Source organism: Streptomyces prunicolor (assembly GCF_045162825.1).
Taxonomy (GTDB): Bacteria; Actinomycetota; Actinomycetes; order Streptomycetales; family Streptomycetaceae; genus Streptomyces; species Streptomyces prunicolor.
On sequence record NZ_CP108676.1, the window covers coordinates 7,803,434 to 7,823,401 of the forward strand.

16 protein-coding genes, 1 pseudogene and 1 riboswitch are annotated in these 19,968 nt (G+C 69.4%); of the genes and pseudogenes, 7 read left to right on the plus strand and 10 right to left on the minus strand.

What is annotated here, in order from left to right; genetic code table 11:
* The first annotated feature begins 20 nt into the window (after positions 1 to 20).
* Positions 21 to 127: riboswitch (TPP riboswitch) on the plus strand.
* From OG588_RS36005 to OG588_RS36015, 3 genes are all read left to right on the plus strand, one after another.
* Entirely contained in the window at positions 124 to 1,200 is a 1,077-nt protein-coding gene (locus OG588_RS36005; RefSeq protein WP_405950869.1) for a thiamine ABC transporter substrate binding subunit, read from the plus strand. (Overlaps the previous riboswitch by 4 nt.)
* A gap of 74 nt (positions 1,201 to 1,274) precedes the next feature.
* Positions 1,275 to 2,876: an ABC transporter permease gene (locus OG588_RS36010; protein WP_405950870.1), complete on the plus strand. Its 1,602-nt coding sequence runs from the start codon at positions 1,275 to 1,277 to the stop codon at positions 2,874 to 2,876.
* A 36-nt stretch (positions 2,877 to 2,912) separates the two neighbouring features.
* Entirely contained in the window at positions 2,913 to 3,965 is a 1,053-nt protein-coding gene (locus OG588_RS36015) for an ABC transporter ATP-binding protein (protein WP_405950871.1), read from the plus strand.
* A 63-nt stretch (positions 3,966 to 4,028) separates the two neighbouring features.
* On the opposite strand, the gene OG588_RS36020 is transcribed toward OG588_RS36015, so the two are convergent.
* The 7 genes from OG588_RS36020 to OG588_RS36050 form a co-directional block, all read right to left on the minus strand.
* Positions 4,029 to 4,712 carry an LAETG motif-containing sortase-dependent surface protein gene (locus tag OG588_RS36020; RefSeq protein WP_405950872.1) on the minus strand — a complete coding sequence of 228 codons (684 nt, stop codon included), beginning with the start codon at positions 4,710 to 4,712 and terminating at the stop codon, positions 4,029 to 4,031.
* 160 nt (positions 4,713 to 4,872) lie between these two features.
* Positions 4,873 to 5,994 carry an LOG family protein gene (locus OG588_RS36025; protein ID WP_405950873.1) on the minus strand — a complete coding sequence of 374 codons (1,122 nt, stop codon included), beginning with the start codon at positions 5,992 to 5,994 and terminating at the stop codon, positions 4,873 to 4,875.
* 25 nt (positions 5,995 to 6,019) lie between these two features.
* Positions 6,020 to 6,427 carry a VOC family protein gene (locus OG588_RS36030; RefSeq protein WP_405950874.1) on the minus strand — a complete coding sequence of 136 codons (408 nt, stop codon included), beginning with the start codon at positions 6,425 to 6,427 and terminating at the stop codon, positions 6,020 to 6,022.
* 63 nt (positions 6,428 to 6,490) lie between these two features.
* Entirely contained in the window at positions 6,491 to 7,819 is a 1,329-nt protein-coding gene (locus OG588_RS36035; protein WP_405950875.1) for a hypothetical protein, read from the minus strand.
* Positions 7,801 to 8,541, minus strand: a complete 741-nt coding sequence (locus OG588_RS36040) for an ABC transporter ATP-binding protein (RefSeq protein WP_405950876.1) — start codon at positions 8,539 to 8,541, stop codon at positions 7,801 to 7,803. The genes OG588_RS36035 and OG588_RS36040 overlap by 19 nt, the downstream gene beginning before the upstream one ends.
* A 192-nt stretch (positions 8,542 to 8,733) precedes the next feature.
* Positions 8,734 to 10,113 carry an aspartate aminotransferase family protein gene (locus tag OG588_RS36045; RefSeq protein ID WP_026150705.1) on the minus strand — a complete coding sequence of 460 codons (1,380 nt, stop codon included), beginning with the start codon at positions 10,111 to 10,113 and terminating at the stop codon, positions 8,734 to 8,736.
* The gene (locus OG588_RS36050) at positions 10,098 to 10,616 is read right to left on the minus strand and encodes an Lrp/AsnC family transcriptional regulator (protein ID WP_019058728.1); all 519 of its coding nucleotides are present in this window, start codon (positions 10,614 to 10,616) and stop codon (positions 10,098 to 10,100) included. Before OG588_RS36050 ends, OG588_RS36045 begins: the two co-directional genes overlap by 16 nt.
* A gap of 177 nt (positions 10,617 to 10,793) precedes the next feature.
* Between OG588_RS36050 and OG588_RS36055 the strand changes: the two genes are divergently transcribed.
* On the plus strand, positions 10,794 to 12,242 hold the full coding sequence (locus OG588_RS36055; protein ID WP_405950877.1) for a gamma-aminobutyraldehyde dehydrogenase: 1,449 nt from the start codon (positions 10,794 to 10,796) through the stop codon (positions 12,240 to 12,242).
* Positions 12,243 to 12,481: 239 nt separating this feature from the next.
* Entirely contained in the window at positions 12,482 to 13,630 is a 1,149-nt protein-coding gene (locus tag OG588_RS36060) for a spermidine/putrescine ABC transporter substrate-binding protein (RefSeq protein WP_019058730.1), read from the plus strand.
* A 212-nt stretch (positions 13,631 to 13,842) separates the two neighbouring features.
* On the opposite strand, the gene rfbB is transcribed toward OG588_RS36060, so the two are convergent.
* Both rfbB and OG588_RS36070 read right to left on the minus strand, forming a co-directional pair.
* Positions 13,843 to 14,853 (minus strand): dTDP-glucose 4,6-dehydratase, encoded by a 1,011-nt coding sequence (gene rfbB / locus OG588_RS36065; protein WP_405950878.1) that lies wholly within the window; start codon positions 14,851 to 14,853, stop codon positions 13,843 to 13,845.
* Positions 14,850 to 15,917 carry a glucose-1-phosphate thymidylyltransferase gene (locus tag OG588_RS36070; protein ID WP_405950879.1) on the minus strand — a complete coding sequence of 356 codons (1,068 nt, stop codon included), beginning with the start codon at positions 15,915 to 15,917 and terminating at the stop codon, positions 14,850 to 14,852. The genes rfbB and OG588_RS36070 overlap by 4 nt, the downstream gene beginning before the upstream one ends.
* A 223-nt stretch (positions 15,918 to 16,140) precedes the next feature.
* On the opposite strand from OG588_RS36070, the gene OG588_RS36075 reads away from it, so the two are divergent.
* Entirely contained in the window at positions 16,141 to 18,150 is a 2,010-nt protein-coding gene (locus OG588_RS36075) for a glycosyltransferase family 2 protein (RefSeq protein WP_405950880.1), read from the plus strand.
* 27 nt (positions 18,151 to 18,177) lie between these two features.
* Positions 18,178 to 18,429 (plus strand): annotated as a pseudogene (locus OG588_RS36080) (dTDP-4-dehydrorhamnose 3,5-epimerase family protein); the annotation flags it as partial.
* Between the two features lie 107 nt (positions 18,430 to 18,536).
* On the opposite strand, the gene OG588_RS36085 reads toward OG588_RS36080, so the two are convergent.
* On the minus strand, positions 18,537 to 19,922 hold the full coding sequence (locus tag OG588_RS36085) for a hypothetical protein (RefSeq protein WP_405950881.1): 1,386 nt from the start codon (positions 19,920 to 19,922) through the stop codon (positions 18,537 to 18,539).
* Between the last annotated feature and the right edge of the window lie 46 nt (positions 19,923 to 19,968).

The window sequence follows — 19,968 nt, forward strand, 5'->3', positions numbered from 1 at the left end:
ACCACCTGTACGTACACCTTCATATCCGACAGGGGAGCGCGCAGCGCTGAGAGTGCGGCAATCGGGCCGCAGACCCTCTGAACCTCGCCCAGGTCATTCTGGGTAGGAAGTTCGGTCATCACCGTGAACACCAAGAAGTACTGTGCTGTGCTCGTCGGCCTCGGCCTGGTCACGCTCTCCGCGTGCGGGTCGGGGTCGGACACGAGCGGCGGCTCCGACTCCAAGACCGTCACCCTCGTCAGCCACGACTCGTGGGCCGTCTCGAAGAGCGTCCTCAAGGACTTCGAGAAGCAGTCCGGCTACACGGTCAAGGTCCTCAAGGACGGCGACGCCGGTCAGGCCGTCAACAAGGCGATCCTCACCAAGGACAACCCCCAGGGCGACGTCTTCTTCGGCGTCGACAACACCCTGCTCTCCCGCGCGCTCGACAACGGCCTCTTCCAGTCCTACGACGCGAAGGGCGCAGGTCTCGTCAAGCCCGAGTACCGCGTCGACCAGACCAAGCACCGGGTCACGCCCATCGACACCGGCGACATCTGCGTCAACTACGACAAGGCCTACTTCAGCAAGCACAAGCTGACCCCGCCGACCTCCTTCGCGGACCTGGTCAAGCCCGAGTACAAGAACCTCCTTGTCACGGAGAACGCGGCCACCTCCTCGCCCGGCCTCGGCTTCCTGCTCGGCAGCGCGGCCCAGTACGGCGACGACGGCTGGCAGGGCTATTGGAAGAAGCTCAAGGCCAACGGCGTCAAGGTCGTCGACGGCTGGGAGCAGGCCTACGACCAGGAGTTCTCCGGTTCCGCCGGGGGCAAGAAGGCAGGCGGCGACCGGCCCCTCGTCGTCTCGTACGCCTCCTCGCCGCCCGCCGAGGTCATCTACGCCGACCCGAAGCCGACCACCGCGCCCACCGGGGTGTCGTACGGCACCTGCTTCCGGCAGACCGAGTACGCGGGGCTGCTCAGCAACGCCAAGAACACCAAGGGCGGCAAGGCGTTCCTCGACTTCCTGCTCACCAAGGCGTTCCAGCAGGACATGCCGCTCAACATGTTCGTCTACCCGGTGATCGAAGGCGCCACGGTGCCGCAGGAGTTCGTGCAGTACGGCCGCCAGGCCCCGGACCCCGAGACCATGGCGCCCGCGAAGATCGCCGCCGACCGGGACCAGTGGGTCAAGTCGTGGACCTCGCTCGTACTGAAGTAGCCGAAGCGGCGACTGAGGCAGCCCCGCGAAAGACGGGGAAAACCCGTAAGGGGAGCGCGACGCGGCTCGGGCTCATGGCCCTGCCTGTCGCGTTCTTCGCGGTGTTCTTCGCCTACCCCGTCGCCGCGATCGTCGCGCGCGGTCTCAAGGTCGACGGCGCCTGGCAACTGGGCCGTATCGGGGATGTGTTGGTCGAGTCCGACATCCGGCACGTCCTCTGGTTCACCACCTGGCAGGCGCTTGCGTCCACCGCGCTCACGCTGCTGGTCGCGCTCCCCGGCGCGTACGTCTTCGCGCGCTTCGACTTCCCGGGCAGACATGTCCTGCGGGCCGTCGTCACGGTCCCGTTCGTGCTGCCCACGGTCGTCGTCGGTACCGCGTTCCTCGCACTCGTGGGCCGGGGCGGACTCCTCGACGACCTGTGGGGCGTACGGCTGGACACCACCGTGTGGGCCATCCTGCTCGCGCACGTCTTCTTCAACTACGCGGTCGTCGTACGGACGGTGGGCGGCCTCTGGGCCCAACTCGACCCGCGCCAGGAGGAGGCCGCGCGGATGCTCGGCGCCTCCCGGTTCCGGGCCTGGCGGAAGGTGACGCTGCCCGCGCTCGGGCCCGCCGTGGCCGCCGCCGCGCTGATGGTCTTCCTCTTCACCTTCACGTCCTTCGGCGTGGTCCAGATCCTCGGCGGCCCGACCTTCTCGACCCTCGAAGTCGAGATCTACCGCCAGACTTCGGAGGTCTTCGACCTGTCCACGGCGGCCGTCCTCACGATCGTCCAGTTCGTCGCGGTCGGCGCGATCCTCGCCGTCCACGCCTGGACGGTACGACGCCGGGAGAGCGCCCTACGGCTCGTGGACCCGTCGGTGACCGCACGGCGCCCGCGCGGGGCCGGCCAGTGGTCCCTGCTGGCCGGAGTCGTCGCGTCCATCGCCGTACTGCTTCTGCTGCCGCTCGCCGTGCTGGTCCAACGGTCGCTCGACACACCGGACTTCGGGTACTACCGGGCGCTGACCCACGACGACGGCGGCACCTTCCTGGTCCCGCCGATCGCCGCGATCGGCAACTCGCTGGAGTACGCCCTCGCCGCCACCGTCATCGCCGTGGTGATCGGCGGTCTCGCCGCCGCGGCGCTCACCCGGCGCGATGCCGGGCGGCTGGTGCGGGGGTTCGACGCGCTGCTGATGCTGCCGCTCGGGGTGTCGGCGGTGACGGTCGGCTTCGGGTTCCTGATCTCGCTCGACAAACCCCCGGTGGATCTGCGGAGTTCGTGGATCCTGGTGCCGCTCGCACAGGCGCTGGTCGGCGTCCCCTTCGTCGTACGGACGATGCTGCCTGTGCTGAGGGCGGTGGACGGGCGGCTGCGGGAAGCGGCGGCCGTGCTCGGGGCGTCGCCTTGGCGGGTGTGGCGCGAGGTCGATCTGCCGCTCGTACGGCGGGCGTTGCTCATCGCCGCCGGGTTCGCGTTCGCGGTGTCGCTGGGGGAGTTCGGGGCGACCGTGTTCATCGCGCGGCCCGACAACCCGACCCTGCCGGTCGCGGTGGCCCGACTGCTGTCCCGGCCCGGTGATCTCAACTACGGCCAGGCGATGGCCCTTTCGACGATTCTGATGGTGGTGTGCGCGGTGGCCCTGCTGGTCCTTGAGCGGCTGCGCACCGACCGGACGGGGGAGTTCTAGATGCCGCCGAACATGCCGCGGAACAGGCGGCCGAACATGCCGCCGAGCGTGCCGCAGAACAGGCCGCTGCTGAGCCTTGAGGACGCGACCGTACGGTTCGGCGGGCGCCCGGTGTTGGACGCCGTCGACCTCGGAGTCGTCGAGCACGAGATCGTGTGTGTGCTCGGCCCCAGCGGCAGCGGCAAGTCCACGCTGCTGCGGGCGGTCGCCGGGCTCCAACCCCTCGACTCCGGGCGGGTGTTGCTCGACGGCCGGGACCAGTCGGGGGTGCCCGCGCACAAGCGGGGCGTGGGTCTGATGTTCCAGGACCATCAGCTGTTCCCGCAGCGGGACGTGGCCGGCAACGTCGCCTTCGGGCTGCGTATGCACGGAGCGTCCCGGCAGCAACAGGACGTCCAGGTGGGCGAGTTGCTCGACCTCGTCGGACTGCCGGGTGCAGCCCGCCGTGCCGTGGCCGGGCTTTCCGGCGGTGAGCAGCAGCGCGTGGCCCTCGCGCGTGCCCTCGCGCCCCGCCCTCGTCTCCTCATGCTCGACGAACCGCTCGGCCAGCTCGACCGATCACTGCGGGAGCGGCTGGTCGTCGAACTCCGGGAACTCTTCGGCGTGTTGGGCACGACTGTGCTCGCGGTCACGCACGACCAGGGCGAGGCGTTCGCGCTGGCCGACCGGGTCGTGGTGATGCGGGACGGGCGGATCGCCCAGTCCGGTACGCCACTTGAGGTCTGGCAGCACCCCGCCGACGAGTTCGTGGCCCGCTTCCTGGGCTTCGACAACGTGGTCGGGGCGACGATCGCCGGAGAGGCCGCCGACACCCCGTGGGGCAAGCTGCCGGTCCCGGAGGACGCCCCTCAGGGCACCCGGACCCTCCTCGTACGCCCCGCAGGCGTACGCCTGTTGCCCGCCGACGAGGGCCTGCGCTGCACGGTCGCCGCCCGCACCTTCAAGGGCACCCATGTCGCCGTACAGCTCCAGCCGGAGGACGCGCCGCGGCTGGAGGCGGCCTGTGCGCTGCGGGAGGCGCCGGAGGTCGGGAGCGTGGTCGGGGTGGAGTTCGACGCGGCCGAGATGGTCGTACTCGGCGACGCCTAGCCCGGACATGCGTGTGGCCCGTCCCCACGAACCGGACGGGCCACAGCAGGAACAGCGGGTGGATCAGCGGCCGTTGGTCGCACCGCGGCGACGCATGCCGAAGTAGACGGCTCCGCCGCCCACGACGACGAGGGCGCCCGCGATACCGGCGATCATGCCGGTGTTGGAGTTGGCACCGGTCTCGGCGAGGTTCGAGGAACCGGCCGCCGGGGACGGCGCGTTGTCGGTCGTCGTCGCGGGAGCGGTGCTGCTGCTCTCCGTGGCCGACGGGGTCGGGGTGTCGGACTCGGCCGGGGGCGTGGCGCTGTCCGAGGGGGCCGGAGAGGACTCGCTCGGGGTCGGGCTGGGCGAGTCCGTCGCGCAGGCCTTGGACGGGGTGGTCAGGTTCGGCGTGATGTCCTTGTCGACCTGGTTGCCCGCCTTGACATGGATGCGGTACGTGGCGTTCGGCAGCCAGTCCTCGGAGAAGGACACGGTTTCGCCCTTGGCCGAGCCCTTGACGGTCTGGGCCTCGCCGATCTGCTTGGCGTCGGAACCGTTGTTCTCCAGGAACACCGTGATGGTCGCCTCGACAGCGGAGGCGTCCTTGTCGGTGACGGTGATGACACCGTTGGTGCCGTCACAAGTGGCTGTGGCGGAGAACTCGCTGATGTTGCAGGCGAGCGCGTTGCCCGCGAATCCGAGCGCGAGTGCGGCCGAAGCGGACGCGACACCGAGGATGCGTACGGAACGTCGAGATATGGACACGTTTGCCCTTCACGGGATGTGCAACTGCGGGGGGTTTAGGGGGAGATGGAGCGGCAATGAGGTGAGGCACCACTGCCCCCAGGCGTCTCACTGGTCTATAAGTGCTGCGTAAGCAGTGTCAATGCATATGCGGTGTACAGCAGTTGCCTTTACCTGCACTTTAATCTGCGAGACGTTTCAGTGCCTCCGGAGCCTCCTCGATCCGGTCAACGAGGGCGATACGGGCCTCCATTGGCCGTTCCCGGGCAAGTGCACGCAGCAGGGGCCAGGTCGGCAGCCGCTCCGTCCAGTGCTCCCGGTCCACGAGCACCATCGGCGTGGGCTCGCCGCGCGACTCGTAGTAGTTCGGCGTCGCGTTGTCGAAGATCTCCTGTACGGTCCCGGCCGCGCCCGGCAGGAACACCACACCCGCGTTCGAGCGGGCCAACAGGCCGTCCTCGCGGGTGGCGTTGGCGAAGTACTTGGCGATGTGCGACGCGAAGGCGTTCGGCGGCTCATGGCCGTAGAACCACGTCGGGATGCCGATCGAGTGGTTGCCCTTCGGCCAGCGGGTGCGGACCTCGAAGGCGCCCTGGGCCCAGTCGGTGATCGAGGGGCTGAACGACGGTGATCCGGCGAGGAGTTCGCACGCCTCCTCCAGCATGGCGTCCTCGTACGGCGCCGCGTACGCGCCCAGGTTCGCCGCCTCCATCGCGCCGGGGCCGCCGCCGGTCGCCACCGTGAACCCGGCGCGGCTCAGCTCGCGGCCCAGGCGTGCGGCACCGCCGTAGGCCGCCGTCCCGCGCGCCATCGCGTGGCCGCCCATGACGCCCACCACCCGTGCGCCGCGCAGGAGTTCGTCGAGGGCGTCGGAGATGGAGTCGTCGTGGACGGCGCGCAGCATCGACGCGTATATGTCGCCATCGGCCTTGGTCCGCTGGAGCCAGGCGTACGCGAGCGCGTCCGGTGTCTGCTCGTACCCCTTGTCGAGCGCGGCGAACAGCTCGTCCGGCGTGTAGAGATGGCCGCGGTAGGGGTTGAAGGGGAGGTGTGGGACGGGCGGGAAGACCAGGGCGCCGTCGGCGCGGATCTTCGCCGCCGCCTCGTCGCGCATCGGGCAGCCGAGGAAGACGGCGCCCGTCGTGTCCGTGGTGAGCAACTCCCGCGTACGGTCCGTCAGATCGACGCCCTGGACGCGGTGTCCGGCGAGGGTGCCGCGGGACGAGACGGTCGCGTCGAAGTCCTCGACCGTCTCGATCTCGCGTTCGTCGTGGTGGGCCGCATGGGCCGGGCTCGTCTGCACGCGCCCATGCTAGGCACCGAGTCGGTCAGCCCTGGACGGCCGCGGGGTCCATCCACACGATTTCCCAGGAGTGGTTGTCGAGGTCCTCGAAGGAGCGGCCGTACATGAAGCCCTGGTCCTGGATGTCGTCGTTGGCGGTGCCGCCCGCCGCGACCGCCTTGTTGATCAGCTCGTCGACCTTCTCGCGGCTCTCGGCGCTCAGACACAGCAGCACCTCGCTGGTCTTGGCCGAGTCGGCGATCTCCTTCTTCGTGAAGTCGCTGTAGCGCTTCTTTTCGAGGAGCATCGTGATGATCGTCTCGCTGATCACGACGCAGGTGGTCTCGTCGTTGCTGAACTGGGGGTTGATCGAGAAACCGAGCTCGGTGAAGAACTTCTTCGACGCTGCGGCGTCGTTCACGGCCAGGTTCACGAAGATCATCTGCTGGTACATGCGGGGCCTCTCCCATCGGGCGTGCGTGCTATTCGGTGGGTAGACCGGTGGTCGAAGGAAAACTCATCGGCCGGCCAGCGGCAGAGCCGCCAGCTCGGCCACTACCAGGGTCAGCGGGAGGAACAGGGCGAGCAGCGCGCCCGCGCGCAGGGCCGCCGCGCTGCGCAGCATGGCGGCGGGGGCGCCGAGGCGGAGCAGCGCGGCCGTGGTGTCGGCGCGGGCCTGCTTGGCCTCCAGCGCGGCGGTGAGCAGGGTGGCCACCGTGCAGCCGGTCACCACCAGCCCGCCCAGCGTGGTCAGCGGGCCGAAGGCCGGGGCGTCCGCGTCGTAGAGCGCCGTCATCGCGAAGCCACCGGACGCCACCGCGCACACCACGCCCAGCGGGCGTCCGATCCGCGTCGCCTCCTCCATCAGCACCCGTCCGGCCAGCAGCCGCAGCGCGCCCGGGCCGACCGACTGGAGCAACCGCCCGCAGAGGTGCGTGAGTCCGGGCCCGGCCAGCGCAAGACCGATCGCGGTCAGCACCCAGCCGACCAGGACGCTCGCGGGCCCGTCCGCGAGCCCGCCGGGCAGCGACAGCCCGCCGCCGTCCTTCACCCGGCTCGCGTACGCCTCCACGGCGAGCCCGGCCGCCAGCACCGCGACGCCCCAGGGGAGCCCGCGCGGGGCCTCACGGGGCGCGGCCGGGCGTGAGGGGTCCGGGTCGGGGGCCGGTGCGGTCTCACTCGTGGGCTCGTCCTCCGTCGCGCTACGGCGGTCACCGCCGCGCAGGCGGGCGCCGAAGCGGCCGTACGTCCCGAAGGTCTCGCGGGACCCCGGGCGGCCCTGCGCGCCGAAGCGGCCGTACGACCGTGCCGGGCCTTTCTCGGAGGCTGGGCGGAGGTCCCTGGGCCGTAGGACGAGGGCCACCGCGAGGGAGGCGATGACCGGGACGAGGGCGAGGAGGGTCAGCGCGGCCGGGAGGGGGAGGGGTTGGTCCGAGGCCAGGAACTCCGCCGCCGCTCCGTCGAAGGGCATGCCCGTGAGGTCGCCGCGGAGGTGGAGGAAGAAGAGCAGGGCCAGCATGGAGCCGAGGGTGCAGGCGAGGGCTGTCGTCGTCGCCGAGATCGCCATCAGGCGGCCGGGGCCGAGGCCGATCGCGGAGAGGCCGGGGCGGGGTTTGGTCGACGGGTCGGTGCGGGCGACGGCCACCGCGAAGTAGACCGTGGCGGCCATCGGGGTCGCGCACCAGGCGAGGCGGAGGGCCGCGGCGGCGGGGGAGTCGGGGTGGCCGATCGCGTAGCCGAGGGTGCAGAGAAGGAGGAAGCCCGTGCCCGCCGAGGCCACCGCGACCAGCAGGCGGCGCAGTTGGACGGCGGGGTGCGAGCCGCGGGTCAGACGGAGAGCGAGCACGCGGCCCGGCCTTCCGACTCGGCGACCGGGGGGAGGTGAACCGTGTTCACACGGCGTCCGTCCAGGAGCGACACCGTGCGGTCCGCGAGAGCCGCGGTCTCCGCCTCGTGGGTCGCGAGGACGACCGTGATGCCGTGCGAGCGGGCGGCCGTCGTGAGGGTGCGCAGGACCTGGGCGCGGTCCGCGCGGTGCAGCGGGGCGGTCGGCTCGTCGGCGAACAGGACCGTGGGTGCCGGGGCCAGCGCGCGGGCGATGGAGACGCGCTGGCGCTCGGCCTGGCGCAGTTCGTGCGGGCGTTTGCGGGCGTGGTCGCCGATGTCGAGGCGGTCCAGCCACTCCAGGGCGGCGGTCTTGGCGCGTCGGCGGCTGGTGCCGCGGAGCATCAGGGGGAGGGCCGCGTTCTCCCAGACGTTCAGTTCCGGGACGAGCACGGGCGCCGGGTCGATCCAGCCGAAGCGGTCGCGGCGCAGCCGTTCGCGGGTCATCGGGCCCATGGTGTGCACGGGCACGCTGTTGAACCAGACCTCGCCGCGGCCGGGGCGCTCCAGGCCGGAGAGGCAGCGCAGCAGGGTCGTCTTGCCGCTGCCGCGCGGGCCCGTGACGGCGAGGATCTCGCCCTCCCGGACGCCGAGCGAGACACCGCCGAGCGCGGGCGTGCCGTCGTGGTGCTGGAAGTGCAGGGCGCGTGCCCAGAGCACGTCGTTGTCCGGCGGGGCCACCATGCGCGTACACCTCGTTCTGATCCGTTTTCCGTACCGCGTCCCCCTTGCGGGGGAACGAGGACGGGGCCGATCGGTTACCAGGCACGCTAAGGAGGCGGGGGACGTGACCCCGGACAGCACACGGCCCGGGGTGCACCGTTCTCACTCGTACGGGTGCACCCCGGGCCGTATAAACCGTTGAATCGCCGAAGGCTAGAGCTTCGTCCAGGCCTCCGTGAGGACCTGGCGGACGATGCCCTCGATCTCGTCGAAGGTCGACTGGTCGGAGATCAGCGGCGGCGACAGCTGGATGACCGGGTCACCGCGGTCGTCGGCGCGGCAGTAGAGGCCGTACTCGAAGAGCTTCTTGGAGACGAAGCCGTAGAGCACGCGCTCCGACTCCTCGTCCGTGAAGGTCTCCTTGGTGGCCTTGTCCTTGACGAGCTCGATGCCGTAGAAGAAGCCGTTGCCGCGGACGTCGCCGACGATCGGGAGGTCGTGCAGCTTCTGGAGGGTCTGGAGGAAGTTGGCCTCGTTGTCGAGGACGTGCTGGTTGAGGCCCTCGCGCTCGAAGATGTCGAGGTTGGCGAGGCCGACCGCGGCGGAGACCGGGTGGCCGCCGAAGGTGTAGCCGTGCAGGAAGGTGTTGTCGCCCTTGTAGAACGGCTCGGCCAGGCGGTCGGAGATGATGCAGGCGCCGATCGGGGAGTAGCCCGAGGTCATGCCCTTGGCACAGGTGATCATGTCCGGCACGTAGCCGAACTTGTCGCAGCCGAACATCGTGCCCAGGCGGCCGAAGGCGCAGATGACCTCGTCGGAGACCAGCAGCACGTCGTACTGGTCGCAGATCTCGCGTACGCGCTGGAAGTAGCCGGGCGGCGGCGGGAAGCAGCCGCCGGCGTTCTGCACCGGCTCCAGGAAGACCGCGGCCACGGTCTCCGGGCCCTCGAAGAGGATCTCCTGCTCGATCTGGTCGGCGGCCCAGCGGCCGTAGGCCTCCGGGTCGTCGCCGAAGAGCGGGGCGCGGTAGATGTTGGTGTTCGGGACCTTGTGCGCGCCCGGGACCAGCGGCTCGAACGGGGCCTTCAGCGCCGGGAGTCCGGTGATGGACAGGGCGCCCTGCGGGGTGCCGTGGTAGGCGACCGCGCGCGAGATGACCTTGTACTTGGTGTGCTTGCCCTGCAGCTTGAAGTACTGCTTGGCGAGCTTCCAGGCGGTCTCGACGGCCTCGCCGCCGCCGGTGGTGAAGAAGACCTTGTTCAGGTCGCCCGGCGCGTAGTGCGCGAGACGCTCCGCCAGCTCGATGGCCTTCGGGTGGGCGTACGACCAGATGGGGAAGAACGCCAGCTCCTGCGCCTGCTTGGCGGCGGTCTCGGCCAGCTCGGCGCGGCCGTGACCGGCCTGGACCACGAACAGACCCGCGAGACCGTCGAGGTAGCGCTTGCCCTTGTCGTCGTAGATGTAAGTGCCCTCGCCACGGACGATCGTGGGAACGGGCGCGTTCTCGTACGAGGACATGCGGGTGAAGTGCATCCACAGGTGGTCGTACGCGGTGCGGCTGAGGTCCTTGCTCACGGTTATCGGGTTCCCCACATGTAGGTCTGCTTCTTGAGCTTCAGATAAACGAAGCTCTCGGTGGAGCGCACGCCGGGGAGAGCCCGGATGCGTTTGTTGATGACGTCCAGCAGGTGGTCGTCGTCCTCGCAGACGATCTCGGCGAGGAGGTCGTACGAGCCCGCGGTCATCACCACGTACTCCACTTCCTGCATGGCCGTCAGCGCGTCGGCGACGTTCTCGACATCACCTTCGACGTTGACACCGACCATCGCCTGTCTGCGGAAGCCCACGGTGAGCGGGTCCGTGACGGCGACGATCTGCATGACGCCCTGGTCGAGCAGCTTCTGGACGCGCTGGCGCACGGCCGCTTCGGAGAGGCCGACGGCCTTGCCGATCGCGGCGTACGGCCGGCGGCCGTCCTCCTGGAGCTGCTCGATGATGGCGAGGGAGACGGCGTCCAGATGAGGAGTGCTGCCGTTCCTGGACTCGCGGGAGTCCCTCTGTTCTGCGCTGCGACTGGCCACGGCTTCACTGTGCACGACGTCTCGACCGTTCCGCAAGGCCGCTTCGATGAAATTCGTTGTTTACGTGGTCGAGACTTGCGGATTTCGTAGCCTTGGCGCAATCGGGGGTGTTGAAAACGTGGGTCGGGCGATTAGGGTGGGTGTCTCAGTGATTGGACACACTCAGAACACCCAGACCTTGGAGGGCCGGCAGTGAGCACCGAGCTGCGTCGTCTGCGCAATTACATCGACGGTGAGTTCCGGGACGCCGCCGACGGACGGACCACCGAGGTGGTCAACCCGGCGACCGGTGAGGCGTACGCGACCGCGCCGCTGTCCGGAGCGGCGGACGTGGACGCCGCGATGGCGGCCGCCGCCGCGGCCTTCCCGGCCTGGCGGGACGAGACCCCGGCCAGGCGGCAGAAGTTCCTGCTGGACATCGCCACCGCGTTCGAGGAGCGCGCGGAGGAGCTGATCGCGGCCGAGGTGGAGAACACCGGCAAGCCGATCGGGCTCACCCGCTCCGAGGAAATCCCGCCGATGGTCGACCAGATCCGCTTCTTCGCGGGCGCGGCCCGGATGCTCGAAGGGCGTTCGGCCGGCGAGTACATGGAGGGCATGACCTCCATCATCCGGCGCGAGCCGATCGGCGTCTGCGCGCAGGTCGCGCCGTGGAACTACCCGATGATGATGGCCGTTTGGAAGTTCGCCCCCGCGCTCGCCGCCGGCAACACGGTCGTCCTGAAGCCCTCGGACACCACCCCCGCCTCCACCGTCCTGATCGCCGAGATCATCGGATCGATCGTGCCCAAGGGCGTCTTCAACGTCGTGTGCGGCGACCGCGACACCGGCCGCGCGATGGTCGAGCACCACACGCCGGCGATGGCCTCCATCACCGGCTCCGTGCGGGCCGGCATGTCGGTCGCCGAGTCCGCGTCCAAGGACCTCAAGCGGGTCCACCTGGAGCTGGGCGGCAAGGCCCCGGTCGTGGTATTCGAGGACCTCGACAGTGCGGCCATCGCCAAGGCCGTCGAGGACATCTCGGTGGCGGGCTTCTTCAACGCGGGCCAGGACTGTACCGCGGCGACGCGCGTGCTGGTCCAGGAGTCGATCCACGACGAGTTCGTGGCGGCGCTCGCGAAGGCGGCGGCCGAGACGAAGACGGGTCAGCCGGACGACGAGGACGTGCTGTACGGCCCGCTCAACAACGCCAACCAGCTCAAGCAGGTGACCGGCTTCATCGAGCGGTTGCCGGCGCACGCGAAGGTGGAGTCGGGCGGCCACCGGGTCGGCGAGGTGGGCTACTTCTACGCCCCGACCGTCGTCTCGGGCCTGAAGCAGGACGACGAGATCATCCAGAACGAGGTCTTCGGGCCGGTCATCACCGTCCAGTCCTTCACGGACGAGGCGCAGGCCATCGAGTGGGCCAACGGCGTCGACTACGCGCTCGCGTCCTCGGTGTGGACGAAGGACCACGGGCGGGCGATGCGGCTCTCGAAGTCCCTCGACTTCGGATGCGTCTGGATCAACACGCACATCCCGCTGGTCGCGGAGATGCCGCACGGCGGGTTCAAGAAGTCGGGCTACGGCAAGGACCTGTCGGGCTACGGGTTCGAGGACTACACGCGGATCAAGCACGTGATGACGTCGCTGGACGCGTAGGCATTCGCTGATCTCGCAGAAGCAACTGTGCGGCCCCGGACGGGAGTTGACCGTCCGGGGCCGCGCGGTTTGCGTACCCCGCAGGTGAACGGGCGGTTACTTCACAGGCAACCGATCGACAAGGTGTCGGGTCCGTACGAAGCTGCTCGACGCAGCGTCCATTGATCGGGCAGGGGTCGGCGGGTCATGCTGCGCGGGTGCCCCAGACTCCGAAGTCGTACTCGCCCTCCCGTCGCTCCATGCTGCGTGCGCTCGGCGGTACCGCCGCGCTCGGCGCGCTCGCCGGGTGCGGTGTGCCCGCCGCGTATGTGAAGGCCGGGGACCGTGCCGGTGCCGATCTGTCCGCCAAGGACAAGCGGCTGACCTGGGCGAACTGGCCGTTGTACATCGACACCGATGACGACGACCAGACGAAGCGGCCCACGCTGGACGCGTTCGAGAAGAAGACCGGGATCTCCGTCGACTACATCGAGGAGATCAACGACAACGACGAGTTCTTCGGCAAGATCAGCCCGGCGCTCATGAACCACCAGCAGACCGGCCGCGACCTGATCGTCATGAGCGACTGGATGTGCGCGCGGTTCGTCCGGCTCGGCTGGGTCCAGCGGATGGACCGGTCCGCGCAGCCCAACGTGGCGAAGTACCTCGACCCGCAGCTCAGTTCGCCCGCGTTCGACCCGGGGCGGCGGTACACCGTGCCGTGGCAGTCGGGGATCACGGGTATCGCCTACAACCATCGCAAGCTCGGCCGCGAGATCCGCCATGTCTCCGACCTGTGGGCGAGCGACCTGAAGGGCCGGGTCACCCTGCTCTCCGGGCTCGACGAGGCGTTCGCGCTGCTGATGCAGGGCAACGGCGTCGACATCACCAAGTGGACCGCCGCCGACTTCTACAAGGTGTGCGACCAGGTACAGACCCAGATCAGCCGGAACCAGATCCGCCGCTTCACCGGCAACGACTACACCAAGGACCTGGTCAGCGGAGACGTCCTCGCCTGCCAGGCCTACTCCGGTGACGTGATCCAACTCCAGGCCGACAACCCGGACATCCGCTTCGTCGTCCCCGAGGAGGGCGCCGAACTCTGGGCGGACTCCCTGATGATCCCCGACCTGGCCCGGCACAAGACGAACGCCGAAAAGCTGATCGACTACTACTACGACCCCGAGGTCGCCGCGGAACTCGCCGCCTGGGTCAACTACGTCTGCCCGGTCCCGGCAGCGCAGGCGGTCCTCGCGGCCTCCAAGGACAAGGACACCGCGGAGCTGGCCGAGAACCCGCTGATCTTCCCGGACTCGACGATGCGGAAGCACCTTGCGATCGCGCGGGACATCACGTCGACGGAGCGGGTGGAGTTCGCGAAGGAGTGGAACAAGATCGTGGGGTTGTAGGGAGCGTGGGGTTGTGGGGGCATCGCGTTCGAGCGGGGCCCACCAGGGAGGCCGGGCCCCGTTTCAGGTCGGCAGAACACGGAACCAACGCGGCTCCTGTGCCTGTGGGTCGAGACTTCGAACTCCCCCCCAACGGCACGGGAGCCTCGTGCGTCGCGCATCCCGTCGGCGTCACCCGATCGGAGACCGGGCCAGCCGGCCGCGGTTGTCGGTCAGAGTGCGGCCCGCTCCTTCAGCGGCTCCCACCAGGCGCGGTTGTCGCGGTACCACTGCACTGTCTCCGCGAGGCCCTGCTCGAAGGTCTTGCGGGGCTCGTAGCCGAGCTCCTCACGGATCTTCGTGCAGTCCACCGAGTACCGGCGGTCGTGGCCCTTGCGGTCGGTGACGTACTCGACACTGGTCTCCCAGTCGGCGCCACACGCCTTCAGCAGCAGTTCGGTCAGCTCCCTGTTGCTGAGCTCCGTGCCGCCGCCGATGTTGTAGACCTCGCCGGCGCGGCCCTTGGTGCGCACGAGCTCGATGCCCTGGACGTGGTCGTCGATGTGCAGCCAGTCGCGGACGTTGCCGCCGTCGCCGTACAGCGGGACCTTCTTGCCGTCGAGGAGGTTGGTCAGGAACAGTGGGATGACCTTCTCGGGGAAGTGGTGGTGCCCGTAGTTGTTGGAGCAGCGGGTGACCCGGACGTCCAGGCCGTGGGTGCGGTGGTACGACAGCGCGATCAGGTCGCTGGAGGCCTTCGCCGAGGAGTACGGCGAGTTGGGCTGCAGCGGGTTTGTCTCCGGCCAGGAGCCCTCGTCGATGGAGCCGTAGACCTCGTCGGTGGAGATGTGCACGAAGGTCTTGATGCCCGCACGGTAGGCCGTGTCGATGAGGGTGTGGGTGCCGACCACGTTGGTGCGCACGAACTCCGCGCCGCCGTCGATGGAGCGGTCCACGTGCGACTCGGCGGCGAAGTGCACCACCTGATCGTGCGCGGCCATCAGCTCGCCGACCAGCTCGGGGTCGCAGATGTCGCCCTGCACGAAGGCGAATCCGGGGTGCTCGCGCACCTCGTCGAGGTTGGCCGGGTTGCCCGCGTACGTCAGCTTGTCCAGGACGGTGATCGCGATGTCACCCGGGCCTTCGGGGCCGAGCAGCGTACGGACGTAGTGCGAGCCGATGAAGCCGGCGCCGCCGGTCACCAGGATCCGGGTCGGGCGGGCCGGGGCCGAAGGGGAGGTCATGAGGAGATCTGTACCTTGCTGTGATCACCGAGGACGAGACGGTGGGCCGCGGGGTTGCGGGGCGCGGGAGTGACCTGGACGTTGCGGCCGATGAGGGACACCTCGACCCTCCGTACGCCCGTGATGGAGGACTCCCGCAGGACGATGGAGTACTCGACCTCGCTGTCGGTGATCCGGCAGCCCTCGGAGACCGAGGTGAACGGGCCGATGTACGAGTCGGTGATCACCGAACCGGGGCCGATGACGGCCGGGCCGACGATGCGCGACCCTCGGACTTCGGCGCCGGCGTCGATCCGCACCCGGCCGATGATCTCGCTGGACTCGTCGACGGTGCCCTCGATGCGGGGCTCGATCGTCTCCAGGACGGAGCGGTTGACCTCCAGCATGTCGGCGACGTTCCCGGTGTCCTTCCAGTAGCCGGAGATGGTCGTCGAGCGCACGTCCCTGCGCTGGTCGATCAGCCACTGGATGGCGTGGGTGATCTCCAGCTCGCCGCGCCAGGAGGGCTCGATGGAGCGGACGGCCTCGTGGATCGCCGGCGTGAAGAGGTACACGCCCACCAGCGCGAGATCGCTCTTGGGCTGCTCGGGCTTCTCCTCCAGCCCCTTGACCCGGCCGTTCTCGTCGAGCTCGGCGACACCGAACGACGTCGGGTTGGGCACCTTGGTCAACAGGATCTGCGCGTCGGGGTGCTCGGTACGGAACTCGTCGACGAGGCCGGTGATGCCGCCCACGATGAAGTTGTCGCCGAGGTACATGACGAAGTCGTCGTCGCCGAGGAACTCGCTCGCGATGAGCACCGCGTGCGCCAGACCGAGCGGCTTGTCCTGGGGGATGTACGTGACGTCGATCCCGAGCTTCGAGCCGTCACCGACGGCTTCCCGGATCTCCTCGGCGGTGTCGCCGACGATGATCCCGACATCCGTGATCCCGGCGTCGGCGATGGCCTCAAGACCGTAGAAGAGCACGGGTTTGTTGGCGACGGGCACCAGCTGCTTGGCCGATGTGTGGGTTATGGGGCGCAGGCGGGTACCTGAGCCACCGGAGAGAACGAGAGCCTTCATGCGCCGCATCCTAACCAGGGCTCTGTCAAGCGACACTCCGGCTGGTCGGCCACAGTTCGCGAAACCGTTCCACAGGCTTTGTGATCCGTTTGTGCCCCGGTCCGTCACTTGCTGTGACTGCGGTGGGCCCGTCACCCGTTAGCCTTGACCGAACGTCCACCGAGCGGCGGCGTACGCCGGGTCCTGACGAATGATCCCCAGTAGCTGAGGCGGAAGAAGACACATGCCCATCAAGGTGAGCGTGGTGATCCCGGTCTACAACCCGGGCAAGTACATCGAGGACTGCATCACCTCTCTTCTGCGCCAGAGCCTGCCGGACGACGAGTACGAGGCGATCTTCGTCAACGACGGTTCCACCGACGACACTCCCGCGCGCCTGGACCGGCTCGCCGCCGAGCACGCGAACATGCACGTCATCCACCAGGAGGCATCCGGCTGGTCCGGCAAGCCCCGCAACGTGGGCATCGCGGCCGCCAAGGGTGAGTTCATCCAGTTCGTGGACAACGACGACTGGCTGGGCGACGAAGCCCTCGAACGCATGTACGGCTACGGCGTGGAGAACAAGGCCGACGTCGTCGTGGGCAAGATGGTCGGCAAGGGCCGTGGCGTTCCCCGGGAGCTGTTCCGCAAGAACCGCCCGCACGCCAACGTCGACAACGCCCCACTGATCGACAGCCTCACCCCCCACAAGATGTTCCGCAAGGAATTCCTCGACCGGCACAACCTCCGCTACATGGAGGGGCGCCGGCGGCTTGAGGACCACGTCTTCGTCACCGAGGCGTACCTGCGGGCGGAGAACATCTCCGTCCTCAGTGACTATCTGTGCTACTACCACGTGAAGCGGGACGACGCGTCCAACGCGGGGTTCCAGCGCTTCGACCCGGTCGGCTACTTCAAGAACCTCCGCGAGGCCCTGGACGTCGTCGAGGAACTCACCGAGCCCGGCCCGCTGCGGGACAAGCTCTTCCGCCGCTGGCTGCGCAACGAGATGGTCGAGCGCATGCGCGGACAGCGCCTGCTGAAGCTGCCGGAGGACTACCGCCGGGAGCTGTTCGACGAGATCCACAAGGTGGTCGTCGAGCGCTTCGGCCCGGGAGTCGCCGCGGGTCTTCCCCCCGCGCAGCAGATCGTCGCGGCGCTGATCGCCGCCGGCCGGTTCGACGACATCGGGGAATTCGCCCGCTGGGAGTCCGGGATCAAGGCCTCCGGCACCCTGGACAGCCTCACCTGGGACACGGGCGTGCTGACGGTGGGCTTCACCGCCACCCTCACCTCGGGCGGCGAGCCGCTCACCTTCCGCAACGACGGCAAGCAGGACCTCCTGGTCCCGTCGTTGTCGCAGGACAGCATGGAGGCCGTCGCGCTGCTGGGCGCGGACACCTCCGCACCGCTGGGCAGGTCGAGGGCGGATCTCGTCCTGCGTGAGCGCACGTCCGGCGCGGAGTTCTTCCAGCCGGTCGAGCTCACCCGCGAGAAGGTCGCCGTGAAGGGGCAGGAGGGACACTTCCGGCAGGTGCTGCGTGCCGGCGCGCGGGTGGACCCGTTGTCGGCGGCCAACGGCGCCGGACTGGACGCCGGTATCTGGGACGTCCTTGTCCGCATCAGCTCCTGCGGGTGGTCCAAGGAGACCCGCCTCGGTGCCGTCCGCAGTCAGGCGGCCGGGCGCGGGCGCGGCGGCGCCGTTGTCGGCTCCCCGGCCCACCTGGTCCTGCCGTACTGGACCGACCCGCACGGCAACCTCTCCCTCGACGTCGACCGGCGGACCGACCGGCTCCCGTACGAGTTCGCCGGTCTCGCCCCTGCCGACGTCACCGTGACGACGGAACCCGGCCGCCTCGCCGTTGTCCTGCCGTTCCACGTCCAGGGCGAGCAGGCGGCGGCCCTGAAGCTGACGGACGTCGCGAGCGGTCGTACGGTCGCCCTCCCCGCCACGCTGATCGCCCGCGTGACCGGCGACGCCGACCTGACTGCCGACCTCCCGTTCGACGAGCTGGCGGGCGGCCGGTGGCGACTGGAGCTCACTCTGCCCTCGACCGGAGTCGGCGAGCCGGTGGCCCTCCCGCTGGCCCTCGAGGTCTCCGCGAGCGGAGGTGTCGTCGTCAAACGTCTCGCCGCCGTTGCGGCCGACCTGGTGGCCAAGGATCCCGGACGGCGCCGCCCTGGCCCTCGCCCTGCGCGGTCGACGATCCTGCGCCGCGCCGCGGGCAAGCTCCGTCGGGCCCTGAAGAAGTGACCGAACCTCGCCAGCAGGGATCAACACGTGCGACCACTGGGGATTGAGGGCGCTTGGGTGCTGGAGCCCAAGGTCTTCCCCGACGATCGTGGCAGCTTCCACGAGTGGTTCCGCGGTGCCGGGTTCCGCGAGGCGACCGGCCAGGATCTCGACCTTGCGCAGGCCAACTGCTCCGTCTCCAATCGGGGCACCCTGCGCGGCATCCACTTCGCCGACGTTCCGCCGAGCCAGGCCAAGTACGTCACGTGTGTCCGTGGTGTGGCGAGTGACTGCCCGGTATGTCCAGGGCGGGCCCTGCCGCGGAAACACGGACGGGCCCGCCGATCCAGCCCTCACCGGCGACGAGCGAAGGTCATCGGCCGCCCTGCCCCGGTGAGGGAAGGCGGCTATCGCTTCGGTACCTGGATGTCCCTGCTGCTCAGCGTCTGCGGCCGGTCCGTGAACACCCTCAGCCGTACCCGCAGGTGGGCCCGGTCCGGCAGGGGATAGCGTCCTGTGCTCGGCACCAGGACGTAACGCGCCGACTGGTGCGGGCGCAGCACGGCCGGGCCGTCGCGTACGGTCCAGTACGCGGAGGTGCTCTCGCCGGTGCTGGAGGCGAAGTGCGGAGCCAGCGCGGTGTCACCGGTGTTCGTCGCCTGCATGGTGAGCCCCTGGATCCCGCGGCTGTCGCCCCGTACGTCGCCGACCACCAGCCGGATCGGCGGCCCGCTTGCGGCAGCGACGGTCACGCAGACAGCGGCCGGAGCCACCAGCACCGCGGCCAGGGCCACGCTGACCGCCCGCCGCCGGCCGAACGGCAACCGGGGCTGCCAGGCCGAGGCGAAGGAGGAGCTGGTCGCGGTGGCTGCGGCGGCGACCCACAACGGGGTCATCATCAAGTAGTAGCCGTCCTGCGACCGCGTGGCCAGGTAGAACGCGCACCATGGCAGTACGACGGCGGCCGGGCCCAGTCGCCGTACGAAGAGGGTGAACAGCGCGAGGAGCGCGGCGGCCAGCAGCATGCTGCCGTACGAGTAGAAGTCCAGGCGACTGCTGCCCTCGGAGAAGTAGTACGACAGGCCCATGACGCCCTGGCCGTGGGGTACCCCGTGCTGGGTGAACGGCAGGGCCAGGCCGGCCAGCCAGGCTCGCGGGCCTTGCACGATGAAGTAGGCGTTGGCGGTCAGGGCCACGACCGCGGCGATCGCGGTGAACCGTGCGACCACGCCGAGCGCGGCCCGTGCCGGGAGCTCGCCGCGCCGTACCGCGTAGACACCGATGAGCAGGAACGGCGTGAGGAACCAGGGCAGTTGGTGTGTCGCGCAGGCGGCTCCGAGGAGCCCGGCGCGCACGATGTCCGAGCGGCGAAGTCGTCCGCCGGCACCGATCGAGGGCCAGCGGACGACCACCGGGATGAGCAGGACGAGTGCCGTGATCGCCGGGTATCCCATGGCCGCGTAGCCCTTGAGCATGGGGAAGCCCAGGCAGACCGCTGTCGCGGCTGACCGCCACGGTGTCGGCAGGAGCCACCACAGCACTGCGGTGCCGGCGATCAGCAGGAGGGTCGGGACGAACGTGATCGCCTTTGCGCCGATCAGCGCGTACACGGGGGCGTTGAGCAGCACGGCCAGTGGCGGATACGCGAAGGAGTGGTCCGCGCCGCCCGACATCGTCTTCGTCACCCCGACGTGGCTGCGCTCGAACACCCACGGCCATTCGTGCCCGTACACGGCGTGGCCGTGCACGAACTCGTGTGTGGCCTGGGTCATCAGCACCGTCTCGTCGTTCATCCCGCCGCCGAGGGCCTACGAACACAGGGCCAGCACGATGCCGAGC